The following is a 13,874-nucleotide window of genomic DNA, read 5'->3' on the forward strand; positions in this document are numbered from 1 at the left end:
CGTCCGCTGCCGGGCCGCCTGGCGCACTGTGTGTCAGGCGGCCCATGCCATCAATGATGCTCCAGCCCCTCGGCGTTGGTCAGCTCCCTTATCAGCATTGTTTGCTGTTCCTTGAAGCTGGCTTCAAATTCCCGAATGCGTTTTTCGTATTCCGGATTGTCCAGACTGATGTTGCGCTGTTCGAATTCGTCGGTGAGTCGGGTCAGGTCAGTCCTGTAAATACGTTCGAGTGCATCGAACCGTCCAGCATGGGTTTCGCGCAGATAGTTGATCCAGTAATCCTGCTGCTGGGCGAAGCGCAGGAATGGTTCGCCTTGTTCTCCGGACTGCACGCGAAGCAGGGCTGTATCGAACTCACCCGGCCTGATGGCGGCGTGGGCCTGATACAACATGCCTTCCGGTGGTACGGGCAGGTCCAGCGCGCTTGCCCAGTGTATGCGATACGCCAGGCGGACTTCAGCTTCATCGCGGCTCCCGGTCTGCTCTCGGGCAGCAGCATCCAGTTCGGACAGGCGATAAAGCCGGGTTGTCAGCCTGTACAGCAATGCACCTCGCTGCTCCGGCACAACATCGTGCAGTGACTGACGAATGAACACCATCACCTCCATCTGGTTGAACTCCAGCAGGATGCCGTCCGGGCAGGTGTTGTTGTCACGGAACAGCCTGAGTGGTTCTTCGGCGATAGCACTCAGGGTCATTCCCAGTTGAGGGTCCTGACTCACCGCGCCGAGTACTCGCCAGACGCGCTCCTGCAGTGCTGCCCGGTTGGCCGTATTGCGATAGTCGGCACTGTGGCGCAGCGAACCGATCAGGTCCATTAGCCTTCGGTTGTGGTCGCTGATCTCCAGTTGCTCCCAGAGCGCACGCCGCGCGGCGATGAGCGGGCTGCTGTCGTCCAGCCAGGGTTCGGCAGTCACTGGCTCTGGAGTCGATGCCCGACTGTCTTCTGACTCGTAGTCTGATATCGATGAGTCCGAATCATGCTGCTCCGTCCAGTCCATCGCTGCGAGTTCGGGTGGCAGGTCCATGTCAAAGGTGAAAGAGCGTCCATAGCTTTCTGAAAAGTGTGCTCGACGCATGCTGTCTTCGGAAAGCGGGTTGTTCAGCAAGCTTATTTCCGTGTGCGAAGATTCGCTGCCGGGATTGGCCAGAATATGCTCCGGCAAGTCAGTAATCAGATTGCCCTCCAGCAGGAGCGTCCCCAGATGTGCTGGAATCATGTCATTCACCCAGGTCGGCCATTCGGTTAATCCGACGTTATTGAGTGATAGCCAGTTGAGCGCGGTATTGCTAAGGGCAGACAGATCGCTGATCGCACCCATCCGGTTGCCATCCAGTTCCAGCCTTGCAAGCGTCGGAATACGGCTGAAGAAATCGATGTGCTTTTGCTCGATCACCATTCCCTGGTCAATCAGCAATAGCGAACGAAGTGATCGAAGTTCAAGCAGCGCCGGAGGCAGTTGCAGCAGCGGTGCGACATACCCGTTCATTTCCAGTGAGTTCAGATCAGTCATACGGCGCAGCAACTGGTCCAGATCAGATCCCGTAGCCGTGACTCTGCTCAGGCGCAGATAGCGTATCTGACGATAGAAGAACTCCGGCAGCTGGCGGGGAAAGTCGACCAGCGAAAGGTTTTCCAGGCGCAGTGGACGGTGGATTTGCCCCAGGCTGAACGCTCGCCAGTGATCAGTCAGTATCCTGCCGATCTCGCGGCGGGCTTCGATGGTCCGTTCACTCGTGATGGCCAGCGAACTTGAGGCGTGTGTCCACTGATCAAGGGTGGCAGATAACTCGGCACCTTCGCGCAATTGCATGTTTATAGCGGCTTGCACGGCGAGCGGCGTGTCCATGAGGAAGCGAAACGAACAGTCGGGTACAGCCTCATTGATGCGTGCGTGCATCACCGTATGCCTGGACAGGCTGTTGCCGCGCAAATCGATCAGGGTCTGATGCTCGGGGTTGAGGGGATTGTCGAGGATCCAGTCCGGCAGTTCGGTCAGGTTGTTATGAGCCACCGACAGCTCACGAATATTGTTCGGGATTATGTCCGTCAGCCAGGAAGGCCAGCGGTGCATGCCGACTCGTTCCAGTATCAACCGGTCAAGATGCAGCCAGCCAAGGTCCATGGGCAGCAAGCTGACCAGCCGGTTGCCGCTGAGGTTCAGCGACCTGAGATCAGGCATATCGCGCAAGTGCTCCATCTGCGCCTGATCCAGAAAAATGTTCTGGTTTATCAGTCCCAGTTCAGTAAGTTGCGGCAGCACACTGGACACCTGCTGGGGCAGGTTGAGGAAGGCCGATATCTCCGGATCCGCACCGGCGCCGGGTTCGCCGACCAGAATGAGTGAGCGCGTGTGGGGGAAGCGTTGCAGAAAGTGTCCAAGTTCGAAGCTGTTGGTCAACTGTCTGGGTAGATCCGTGGCTATCGGTGTTGAAAGCTCCGCGCCCGGGCGCACTCGGGGTTCGATCGAAATATTCTCCAGATAGAGTCCGCCCACCCGCGCGTAGACAAAATCTGGCAGGTGTCGTGGGAAGTCAGTCAGGGATACCTGCTGCAGATACAGTGGCTCAAGCGTTCGCCCGATTTCAGGCAGGTTATTGATGCGCCAATGGTTCCAGATCGCCTCACTGATACGCGTCCGGCTATCGATATGCGCCTGACTCATGGAGGGCATTGCCACGACCTCAGAGGTCCAGGCGTCAAGACTTGCCCGCAGCGTCATTTGTTCGCCCAGCAAACTGTTGAGTCGTTCATCGATAGCCCGATTATCCCGGCCGGTGTGGCGCAGGCGGCTGAGAATGTCTTCGGGGAACGCGTCTTCCAGCTCGAGCAAACGGATCTTGTCCAGCAGACTTTCATCGGTCATATGCCAGTCGGTTCTGCCGTTACCGCTCAAGGGATACCCAAGGCGCCCATCGGCCAGACGCATGGGGGATTTGGAGCCGGGTTTGAGCGCCTGCATTTTCAGCAGTGGCGCGAGAGCCTGGCGAGGCAGAGGGGTTTCCTGAATCAGAGCCTCCAGCGCCTGCCCCTGGCCGGTATGGGCAAAACCCAATTGGCTGCGCTCGGCATCGGGCAGGGCGTGAAGTACGGATGAATACATATCGTCCAGCCCGTGCAGGTGCTGATCGTCAGCGTCACGGGTCTCATAACGATTGCCATCTTTGATCAGCACCTTGCGAACAGGAGCCTCCTGGGCCCCGATGCTGTCGAGCAGTTGGCCGCCAAAGAAGCGATTGTGCACCTCCAGCCTGACGTTTGAAGGCCATTGCGCAAGGGCTTCAAGGCTGTGCAGGGCGAGGCAATCGGTATCTGCGCTGGCTACCGAGGTCAGGTAAAGGCCCTCATAGGCCCGTGCCAGCCGTACTTGCTGCAAATAGGCACTGGCTTCTTCGGCCATGCGTAACGGTACGCGGCGCTCTGTAGCGAGTTGTATCCGCTCGGCTGGCGAGGCGTGGCTGGCCAATTCCTCGACGACCAGCGGCGGCAGGCCGGCAAACGCCTGCTGGAGGGTTTGCGCGCCGTCCGTATCGGTGACTTTCAGGGCGCGGTAATGTGATTCGAACAACCAGGCTCTGGTTATCCGGGCACGCGCCACCAATTGCGCGCGTAAAGCGATCAGCCGCAGTGCGGTGCCCGGCTGACCCGCACCGAACTCTTCGTTGAGCAGAGTCCGGATTTCGATATTGTTCAGTTTTTCCAGGACCTGGCGCAGGGCATCTGGCTGATCGGCACGAATATGCATGTCGAGGGGGGCAGCAGCGCCAGACTGCTGCGCCGCAACGAACCGTTGGAGCGTGTTGCCTTGGGCATCCACCAGCACCAGAGCGCGATTGTTCGGCCAGCCAGGGTCATGGCTCAGCAGTTCAAGTTGGAGGGGCGCTGCTGCGTCTGCATCGTTGGCTTCCATCTGAGCTATGAAACGATCAATTTCCTGATCCAGCCTGAAACGGCGCGCTGTGTCTTCGAGCAAGGCCGGTGGGCGGCGCTGATCAGCCAGTGCCTGGCGCATCACGGATTCAGGCGTATTGCTGACCTTCAGGATGCGTCTGGCTGCGCTGTCGGAAAACGCTTCGCTGGAATACCCCAACCGTCGAAACAGTGTCAGACCTTCCATCTCCAGCGGGCGATCAAGTTCATGCAGCCATGCTCCCGCGCCGTTGTGGCGCAGGGCGGGTTGATAGCCGTGCGGGTTGGCTGGGTGCTCTATCAGATAACCATCGCCGGTCGGCTCAGGTCTGACCGAGTACGTTCGCCCTTCAAGTGGCAACCATTGCTTGTCTTGCCAGGTGTACAGGCCTGTAGCGTCGGGATGCAGACCCTTTGGCAGCACGACGTCATGGGCAAAGGGTGCCAGGTCAGGCTTCCAGAGGCGAGTCATTCCACCCGGTAATTCCACGGGTTTGAGTCCGTTTACGAACTCGGGCACTTGTATCGCCGGGATGCCTGCTGCTCCCGTCATCGCAGCGCCAAGGGCCGACATCAGGGCAATGTTCTCCACCACATCGAAAAGGTATGCGAACGCCTGCTGTCTCTCGTCTTTGGCCCAGCTCTCCATACCTTCATAAACCTCATGGGCCAGCTGAATGGCGGTGACGGCCATCATCACTTCGCCCAATACCGGAACGACAAAAACGGCAATGTTCAAGACGTCGAAGGCTTTGTCCTTGAAGTACTGCACACGCTCGTCGAAGGTTTTCTGGTCCTGCGCCGCTGTTGGCACGCCATGAAACAGCGCATTGTCCTTCAACGCTGCCCGTTTGCGATCGTACAGGGCCTCCGGCAAGAGACCTTGCAGCGGGATTTCTCTCAGGTCCAGCCGGGCGTTTCGGTCAGCTTCACGTTCCAGCCACTGGCGCTCGAAGAACCCCCCTTTCTTGACTTTGGGGTGCAGACGCTCGGACAGCTTTTCAAACAAGGCACTTCGATGGCGCGCCGGCATGAAGCGCATGAAAAAATTCAGATACCCATCGATGAACATCCGGTCGCGCAGCGAGTTTATAAACGCCTCGACCGAGTCGTATTCCTTCAATGGCGCAACCGGATCGTCCGGAATGTAGACGACAATTTTTTCTGCCTGAGTTGCCATGTCGCGGTCTTTGCCAATAACGAACGGGCCGTCAAGTTCGACATCCCCAAGGCACAGCACGCTGCAGGTGACCGGCCTGTTATCAAGCCGGACGTTTTGCTTGCCTTCGAGAATATCCAGTAACGCGCCCTGCAATGGCAGGCTGACCAGTTTCTGCAGGGAGGCAATCTGCAGTTGAAGCCGGATGGACGATGACTGAAGTTTCAGGAAGTCCTTGCGCAGCCTGGATGCCGCAGCGTCCGCTGTTTCTTCGGGTGTTGAAGGTGCATTGAAGACGGACTCCAGGTGGGTCTGGTATTTACCGCCCAGGTCCAGCTCGCGGCACATTGCTGCGAACCCGGTTGCAGATATCGGCAAGGACTGGCCGGCGATCTGTTGACCGATGATTTCAAAGGCGGAAAACACCTGAGCCTCTATGCCCGAGTCCGAATCCATCGCGCCAGGCGCGGTTTCCCACGTTTCGAAATTCTGCAGTGCAGCCTTTAGCAGGCTCTGACAGGCGGCCCTCAAGGCAATGTTGGCTTGAGTGATGGGGTCTCGGGATGCCGCCAGGAACGACTGGTCGACCCTGGCCCGGCTGGCGTGAAACAGCAAGGTTCGGGCGACGTCCACGTCCAGCCCGAAGCGGTCCTTGATCGCCGCCGTCAGAAGAGGGAGCGCAAAGTCTTCCAGTGTCGAGAGGCGATCAAGCGTCGGACGAACCTTTTGTTCATTCTGGCGATGTTCGGCATAGAGCTGCTGAAGTTTATCGACTTGCTCCGGACTGGATGCGCGCGCGCTCGTCAGCCATTGCAAGGGGCGTCCGGAGGTTTTGCGCAGAGCCGCATGGGTTGCCGATTCTGCGTCAAGCAGCCATCGGGGTGTTTTATCTTTTATAAGTTGCACATGCGGGGCGGTAGATGCCTTGCCCGGCGAAGTTTGATCCAGCATTGAAGTGCCTTGTCGTGAGTGAGCAGGCGACAAAGCTTACGTTTGAGGTCGGGACAGCAAGTGCTAACTATTTATAGCCTGCACAGGTTCCTGAGACCTTGTGCTCAAGTAGTGGTGACAAGTGCCGACAAGAAGGCAGGAAAGCGGGTTAATGAGCAGGTGCCATGATTTGGTTTTCATTCCCCGTGTACCCGTTGACGGCTGGGCTATACTCACGCCGCTTGGACCGCTCGTCGGTCCGCTTCTTGAACACGGCCCGATGCCGTCGTTGAACTCTTGAGGGCTGACTGTGAAGAACTGGACCTTGCGCCAACGGATTCTGGCGAGTTTCGCCGTCATCATCGCAATCATGCTGTTGATGGTCGTTGTATCTTATTCACGACTGTTGTCCATCGAGTCCAGCGAGGAAGATGTCCGTCTTGATGCGTTACCCGGTGTCTACTACAGCACGCTGGTGCGCAGCGCATGGGGCGAAAGTTACATCCGCACCCTGGAGCTGATTGCCGAAGGGCAGGGGCGTGCGCTGACCAAGCAGGAAAGGGACCAGTTTCAGGGGTTTGACGAAAACCTGCAGGCGCAGATGGACGGCTACAAGAAGTCCATCTTCGATGACGCGGACAGAGACAGTTTTGCGCTTTTCGAAAAACGCCGCGAAGCCTATTCGCGCATGCTTGCCGATGTTCACGCCAAGTATGACCGCGGCGATTACGCCGGTGCGCGCGCCGAGTTCTATGGCGAGGTCAACCCGGTCTGGCTCACGGGCCGCAAGCAGCTCAACGACCTGATTGTCGCCAACAAGCAGCTGGCTGATCAGGCCACTGCCAATATCGTCAATGCCGTGCTGGCTGCCAAGGTCAGCATGATCCTGTCGTTGCTGGTGGCAGTGCTGGCTGCAGCGGCCTGTGGGCTGCTGCTGATGCGTTCGATCATGGCTCCGATGCAACTGATCGTGCGGATTCTGGACATTATGCGTACAGGAGATCTGAGCACCCGCCTGAACCTGTCCCGCAAGGACGAGTTCAATGCGGTCGAAACCGGCTTCAACGACATGATGACCGAGCTGACCGCGCTGGTTGCGCAGGCCCAGCGTTCTTCGGTGCAGGTAACGACCTCTGTCACTGAAATCGCTGCGACTTCCCGCCAGCAGCAGGCCACCGCTACCGAGACCGCGGCAACCACCACCGAGATCGGCGCGACCTCGCGGGAAATTGCTGCCACCTCGCGCGACCTGGTGCGAACCATGACCGAAGTCACCTCGGCAGCAGATCAGGCGTCGATTCTCGCCGGTTCCGGCCAGCAGGGGCTGGCACGCATGGAAGACACCATGCATCAGGTGATGGGCGCTGCCAACCTGGTCAACGCCAAGCTGGCCATCCTCAACGAGAAAGCCGGTAACATCAATCAGGTCGTCGTTACCATCGTCAAGGTGGCCGACCAGACCAACCTGCTGTCGCTTAACGCAGCCATCGAGGCCGAGAAGGCGGGTGAGTACGGCCGTGGTTTCGCGGTGGTCGCCACCGAAGTGCGCCGCCTCGCCGACCAGACTGCTGTCGCCACCTATGACATTGAGCAAATGGTGCGGGAAATCCAGTCGGCGGTTTCCGCAGGCGTTATGGGCATGGACAAGTTTTCCGAAGAAGTGCGCCGTGGCATGTTCGAGGTCACTCAGGTCGGCGAGCAGTTGTCGCAGATCATTCAGCAAGTACAGGCGTTGGCGCCCCGTGTGTTGATGGTCAATGAAGGTATGCAGGCTCAGGCTACCGGTGCCGAACAGATCAATCAGGCACTGGTGCAACTGGCGGATGCCAGCAGCCAGACCGTCGAGTCTCTGCGTCAAGCCAGTTTCGCCATCGACGAGCTGAGTCAGGTCGCGGTCGGGCTGCGCGGTGGCGTTTCGCGATTCAAGGTCTGAACACTCCAATGACGGATCAATCGCCGAGGCGCAACGGCACGCCACTGACCACCAGCAAACTCTTTCTGCTGTTTTGCATCGGCGAAGACCGCTATGCGCTGGACGCGACAGAGATTGCTGAAATCCTGCCTCGGGTGAAACTCAAGGCAATTGCCCAGGCTCCGCACTGGGTGGCGGGGATCTTTGCCCATCGCGGCGAGATCGTGCCGGTGATTGACATCAGTGCGCTGAACTCGGGTCAGTCAGCGCGCTTGCGCACCAGCACACGCATGGTTCTGGTGCATTATCGGCACGACGACGCGCACCCGGCGCAGTTGCTCGGGCTGATTCTGGAGCAGGCCACCGAAACGCTGCGTTGCCCGGTGTCACAGTTCAAGGCGTATGGGCTGGACAATCGCCTGTCACCTTACCTGGGGCCGGTTCGCGAGGATGAGCAGGGGCTGCTGCAATGGATTCACGTTCAGGAGCTGTTGAGCGAGCCGGTTCGAGATTTGTTGTACCCGGTGCCGCCAATCGACCTCGAATTGCTTGAGGACGCGCCATGAAGGTCGACGATTCACGCTTCTTCAGCTTCCTCAAGGAGCGCATCGGGCTGGATGTGACCTCGGTCGGCGAGGCGATCATCGAGCGTGCCTTGCGTCAGCGTGCGACGGCCGCCCATTGCCCCGACAGTGATGCGTACTGGCACCTTCTGGTGTCGTCTCCTCAAGAACAGCAGGCGCTGATCGAGGCGGTGATCGTTCCTGAAACCTGGTTTTTTCGCTACCCGGAATCTTTCGTCACACTGGGCATGCTGGCCCGTGAACGTATAGCCAGCCTTGCCGGTGTGCGCCCGTTGCGCATTCTCAGCCTGCCATGCTCGACCGGCGAGGAACCCTATTCGATTGCCATGGCGTTATTCGATGCGGGGGTCGATGCCAGGCAGTTCAAGGTCGATGCCATTGATATCAGCCCTGTTTCGATTGCCAAGGCCGAGCACGGCATCTATGGCAAGAACTCGTTCCGGGGCAGCGACACCGGTTTTCGCGAGCGGTATTTCAACCCGGTCGCTGACGGGTTTGAAATCGCCGACAGTGTGCGCGCTTGTGTGAGTTTTCAGGCTGGCAACCTGCTCGATCCGAAACTGGCTTCGCAGGTCGCGTATGACATCGTTTTCTGCCGCAACCTGGTGATCTATTTTGATCGGCAGACCCAGCAACATGTGTTCAAGGTCCTCAAGCAGCTGACCCGGGAAGACGGCCTGCTGTTCATCGGGCCGGCGGAGGGCAACCTGCTGGCAGGTATTGGCATGCGTTCGATCGGTATTGCGCAATCATTTGCCTTCCGGCATGCGCCAGTCGAACCGACGGCTCCGGCTCCGGCTCCGGCTCCAGTCCAGGCTCGCACTCCGGCGCCGGTAGCCGCGCCGGTTGCACCGCGCCCGGTCCCTGATGCACCTGCCAGAGCGCCTGCGCCACGACCTGCCACACGAACGTCCGCAGCATTTGCGCCCATCGTCAAGCCGGTTGCTGTCACTGGCAATAGCGAGGTTTCGGCGCTGCTCGACAGGATTGCCGGCCTGGCCAACGAAGGCAAAAGTGTCGAGGCGCGGGCTGCCTGCGAACGCTATCTGCAACAGCATGAGCCGGTTGCACAGGTGTTTTACTGGCTGGGCCTGCTCAGCGAAGTAGAAGGTAGCGTGGCGCAGGCTCAGGGTTTCTATCGCAAGGCGTTGTACCTGCAACCGCAGCATTCCGAATCGCTGGCCCAACTGGCGGCGTTGCTGGCCGCCCAGGGTGACAGTACCGGGGCCCGGCGCTTGCAGGACCGCGCTGCACGTGGCGCGAATAAACAAGGAAACCATTGATGACGGGTGTGTCCGGTTTTTCCAGTCTTACCCATGACCAAGCCCTGGATATCGATGACTGCTGGAACCGTATCGGTATTCACGGTGATCGTTCCTGCCCGTTGCTTGAAGAGCACATCCACTGCCGCAACTGCGCGGTTTATTCCGCGGCGGCCACCCGTCTGCTGGACCGCTACGCGCTGGCCCAGGAGTCGCATGAACAGTTTCAGGGCTCTGTGTTGCTGCGCGACATCAAGACCCGCTCCATTCTGGTATTCCGTCTTGGTGAAGAATGGCTGGGGCTGGCCTCCCGCTGCCTCTCGGAGGTCGCCCCCAACCAGACCATCCATTCGCTGCCGCACCAGCGCTCGCGTGCGATGCTGGGTGTCGCCAATGTACGGGGTGCTCTGGTAGCGTGCATATCGCTGGTCGAGTTGCTAGGGCTCGACAGCAATGCAGCGAGTACCCAGTCGGCACGGGTGGTGCCACGCATGTTGATCGTTGCCGCTGAAGGCGGTCCGGTCGTGGTGCCGGTGGACGAGGTAGACGGCATTCACGCCATTGACGAGCGTGAGCTGGACGCCGCTTCTGCGTCCGGTACTCATGCCAACGCCCGTTTCACTCGCGGCGTTTTGCAATGGAAGGGCCGCAGCCTGCGTTGGCTGGACGAAGAAGAGTTGTTGTCGGCGGTGCACCGGAGCCTTACATGACGCCAGATCAAATGCGTGACGCCTCACTGTTTGAACTGTTCACGCTGGAAGCCGATGCGCAGACTCAGGTATTGAGTGCGGGCCTGCTGGCACTTGAGCGTAACCCGACCCAGGCGGATCAACTGGAAGCCTGCATGCGGGCGGCACATTCGCTCAAGGGCGCGGCGCGCATTGTCGGCGTCGATTTCGGGGTGAGCGTTGCGCATGTGATGGAAGACTGTCTGGTCAGCGCCCAGGAAGGCCGTCTATTGCTGCAGGCCGAGCACATCGATGCGCTGCTGTCCGGCACTGACCTGTTGATGCGTATCGCTACGCCAGGCGGTAACAGCGTCGGTCAGCCCGATATCGACAGTTATGTTGAAAGGCTCAACGCGCTGCTGGCGTCCGGTGCTGGCGCAGCGCGCACGGTCAATACGCCGCTGCCTGACCCTGCTTCGGACGCATTGCTGGCCAGCGCGATGCAGCAGCTTGAGTCTTCAGCCCAAGGGGCTGAGCCAATAATCAACCCTGCACCTGATCCGCTGCCAGCAGAGTCGCGTCCGCCATCCAGGCCCGCAGCCACGTCGGCGCCGGAACCGGAAGCACCTTTTACCCCCTTGCGTGAACGTCGAGTGGCCGAAGGCGGCGAGCGTGTATTGCGGGTCACTGCCGAGCGTTTGAACGGGCTGCTGGACATGTCCAGCAAATCGCTGGTCGAGACCCAGCGACTCAAGCCGCTGCTGGCCGGTATGCAGCGCCTCAAACGCTTGCAAAGCAGCAGCGACCGCGCGCTTGAAGTGTTGGGTGCGAGCTTTGGCGAAGAAGGCCCCCCGGCTGATGTGCAAAAAGCCCTGGAAGATGCACGCAACCTGTTGTCCCAGGCGCAACAGGTGCTGGTCCAGCAAACCGCAGAGCTGGATGAGTTTGGCTGGCAGTCGGCGCAGCGCGCGCAGCTGCTGTATGACACCGCACTGGCCTGCCGCATGCGGCCCTTCGCTGATGTGCTGAACGGTCAGGCGCGCATGGTCCGAGATCTGGGGCGTGAGCTGGGCAAACAGGTCCGCTTGCAGATCGAAGGGGAGAAGACCCAGGTCGACCGCGATGTACTGGAAAAGCTTGATGCGCCGTTGACCCATCTGTTGCGCAATGCTGTGGACCACGGTATCGAATCGCCAGAGAAACGCGCGGCGTCGGGCAAGGATCCTGAGGGCCTGATTCGTCTACAGGCTTCGCATCAGGCCGGTTTGCTGGTGGTCGAGTTGAGTGACGACGGTGGCGGTGTAGACCTGGAGCGTTTGCGCCAGAGCATTGTTGAGCGCAAGCTTTCGCCAGCAGAAACCGCCGCGCAGTTGAGCGAGGAGGAACTGCTGAGTTTTCTGTTTCTGCCGGGTTTCAGCATGCGCGACAAGGTCACGCAGATTTCCGGTCGTGGTGTCGGGCTTGATGCTGTGCAGCATATGGTTCGCCAGATGCACGGCAGTGTCGAGCTGCAGCAGTGGACGGGCGAGGGCAGTCGTTTCAGGATTGAAATGCCGCTGACGCTTTCAGTAGTGCGCAGCCTGGTGGTGGAAGTGGGCGGAGAAGCCTATGCCTTCCCTCTGGCCCATATCGAGCGCATGCGCGACTTGCAGCCGGATGATATTTTGCAACTGGAAGGGCGTCAGCACTTCTGGGATGAAGAGCGCCATGTCGGTCTGGTCTCGGCCAGTCAGTTATTGAATCGGCCGCCCGCCCAGAATGCCGGCGAAGCGCTCAAGGTTGTGGTTATTCGCGAGCGTGATGCAGTTTATGGCGTAGCCGTCGAACGCTTCATCGGTGAGCGTACGCTGGTGGTGATGCCGCTTGATGCGCGGCTGGGCAAGGTTCAGGATGTTTCGGCAGGGGCCTTGCTTGATGACGGTTCTGTAGTGTTGATCGTTGATGTAGAAGACATGCTGCGCTCGGTGGAGAAGCTCCTGAATACCGGACGCCTGGAGCGTATTGACCGGCGCAACCGTCAGGTCGACCATGTGTCGCGCAAGCGGGTTCTCGTGGTCGATGACTCTTTGACTGTTCGCGAGCTGGAACGCAAGCTGCTGGTCGGTCGCGGTTACGAAGTGTCGGTCGCCGTGGATGGGATGGACGGCTGGAATGCCCTGCGTGCCGGGGACTTCGACCTGCTCATCACCGACATCGATATGCCGCGCATGGACGGTATAGAACTGGTGACGTTGCTGCGCCGTGATACCCGTTTGCAGTCATTACCGGTCATGGTTGTTTCCTACAAGGATCGTGAAGAAGACCGACGCCGCGGCCTGGACGCCGGAGCGGATTACTATCTGGCCAAAGCCAGTTTCCACGATGATGCCTTGCTCGACGCTGTTGTCGAATTGATAGGAGACGCGCAAGGGTGAAGATTGCCATAGTCAACGACATGCCCATGGCTATCGAAGCCCTGCGCCGCGCGCTGGCCTTCGAGCCCGCGCACCAGATCATATGGGTGGCGTCCAATGGTGCCGATGCGGTGCAGCGCTGCGTTGAGCAGACCCCGGACCTCATCCTGATGGACCTGATCATGCCGGTGATGGATGGCGTAGAGGCCACCCGCCGGATCATGGCCGAAACACCCTGCGCTATCGTCATCGTGACCGTCGACCGCGAGCAGAACATGCGCCGCGTATTCGAAGCGATGGGGCACGGTGCGCTGGATGTGGTGGATACGCCTGCCATCGGCGGTCCCAACCCCAAAGAGGCGGCGGCGCCCCTGCTGCGCAAGATACTCAATATCGACTGGCTGATCGGTCAGCGTGTCGGCCGAGAGCGCGTGGTGGCTGCGCCGAGATCGGAGCCAGCTAGGCGCGACAGGCTCGTTGCAATCGGCTCCTCGGCGGGCGGGCCCGCGGCGCTGGAGATCCTCCTCAAGGGGCTTCCGGTGAGCTTTCCGGCAGCGATCGTCCTGGTGCAGCATGTTGATCAGGTATTTGCAGCCGGTATGGCAGAGTGGCTGACTTCCGCTTCCGGCTTGCCCGTGCGGTTGGCAAAGGAAGGCGAAACGCCGCAGCCCGGGGTGGTGCTGCTGGCCGGAACCAATCATCATATTCGTTTGCTCAAGGACGGTACGCTGGCGTATACCGCAGAGCCAGTGAATGAAGTCTACAGGCCCTCGATCGATGTGTTTTTCGAGAGCGTAACCCGTTATTGGAGTGGTGAGGCAGTCGGCGTTCTACTGACCGGCATGGGGCGCGATGGTGCGCAGGGACTCAAGGCAATGCGGGAGCGAGGGTTTCTGACCATCGCCCAGGATCAGGCCAGTTCTGCTGTGTATGGGATGCCCAAAGCGGCCGCAGCCATTGATGCTGCTGTTGAGATCCGTCCGCTGCCCGCCATTGCCCCTCGCTTGGTCGAGGTATTTACTCAATGACCGTTCAGGTGCATTCACCTGTGGTCGG

General features: G+C 59.6%; 7 protein-coding genes. 6 read left to right on the forward strand and 1 reads right to left on the reverse strand.

From position 1 onward, the window contains the following. Nucleotides 1-50 precede the first annotated feature (50 nt). Nucleotides 51-6,020, reverse strand: coding sequence for an NEL domain-containing protein (locus KP808_RS06525; RefSeq protein ID WP_230017831.1), 5,970 nt, complete (start codon nt 6,018-6,020; stop codon nt 51-53). Between the two features lie 289 nt (nt 6,021-6,309). On the opposite strand from KP808_RS06525, the gene KP808_RS06530 reads away from it, so the two are divergent. The 6 genes from KP808_RS06530 to cheB are packed head-to-tail and all read left to right on the forward strand — an operon-like array spanning nt 6,310 to nt 13,846. Beyond that, the gene (locus KP808_RS06530; RefSeq protein ID WP_058399629.1) at nt 6,310-7,932 is read left to right on the forward strand and encodes a methyl-accepting chemotaxis protein; all 1,623 of its coding nucleotides are present in this window, start codon (nt 6,310-6,312) and stop codon (nt 7,930-7,932) included. Between the two features lie 8 nt (nt 7,933-7,940). Continuing rightward, on the forward strand, nt 7,941-8,477 hold the full coding sequence (locus KP808_RS06535) for a chemotaxis protein CheW (protein WP_058399630.1): 537 nt from the start codon (nt 7,941-7,943) through the stop codon (nt 8,475-8,477). After that, a complete protein-coding gene (locus KP808_RS06540; RefSeq protein WP_122280207.1) occupies nt 8,474-9,778 on the forward strand; it encodes a CheR family methyltransferase in 1,305 nt (434 codons plus the stop codon). Before KP808_RS06535 ends, KP808_RS06540 begins: the two co-directional genes overlap by 4 nt. After that, nucleotides 9,778-10,467: a chemotaxis protein CheW gene (locus tag KP808_RS06545; protein ID WP_058399631.1), complete on the forward strand. Its 690-nt coding sequence runs from the start codon at nt 9,778-9,780 to the stop codon at nt 10,465-10,467. Before KP808_RS06540 ends, KP808_RS06545 begins: the two co-directional genes overlap by 1 nt. Further along, entirely contained in the window at nt 10,464-12,839 is a 2,376-nt protein-coding gene (locus tag KP808_RS06550; RefSeq protein WP_058407364.1) for a hybrid sensor histidine kinase/response regulator, read from the forward strand. The genes KP808_RS06545 and KP808_RS06550 overlap by 4 nt, the downstream gene beginning before the upstream one ends. Beyond that, nucleotides 12,836-13,846 (forward strand): chemotaxis response regulator protein-glutamate methylesterase, encoded by a 1,011-nt coding sequence (gene cheB, locus KP808_RS06555; RefSeq protein ID WP_122259222.1) that lies wholly within the window; start codon nt 12,836-12,838, stop codon nt 13,844-13,846. The genes KP808_RS06550 and cheB overlap by 4 nt, the downstream gene beginning before the upstream one ends. Nucleotides 13,847-13,874: the final 28 nt, after the last annotated feature.

The organism is Pseudomonas savastanoi (assembly GCF_020917325.1).
GTDB classification, from domain to species: Bacteria; Pseudomonadota; Gammaproteobacteria; order Pseudomonadales; family Pseudomonadaceae; genus Aquipseudomonas; species Aquipseudomonas amygdali.

What these genes read in the sequence shown, in the direction of transcription:
- KP808_RS06525 (WP_230017831.1), bottom strand. Translation starts at nt 6,020, where the DNA reads ATGCTGGATCAAACTTCGCCGGGCAAGGCATCTACCGCCCCGCATGTG.
- KP808_RS06535 (WP_058399630.1), top strand. Translation starts at nt 7,941, where the DNA reads ATGACGGATCAATCGCCGAGGCGCAACGGCACGCCACTGACCACCAGC.
- KP808_RS06540 (WP_122280207.1), top strand. Translation starts at nt 8,474, where the DNA reads ATGAAGGTCGACGATTCACGCTTCTTCAGCTTCCTCAAGGAGCGCATC.
- KP808_RS06545 (WP_058399631.1), top strand. Translation starts at nt 9,778, where the DNA reads ATGACGGGTGTGTCCGGTTTTTCCAGTCTTACCCATGACCAAGCCCTG.
- KP808_RS06550 (WP_058407364.1), top strand. Translation starts at nt 10,464, where the DNA reads ATGACGCCAGATCAAATGCGTGACGCCTCACTGTTTGAACTGTTCACG.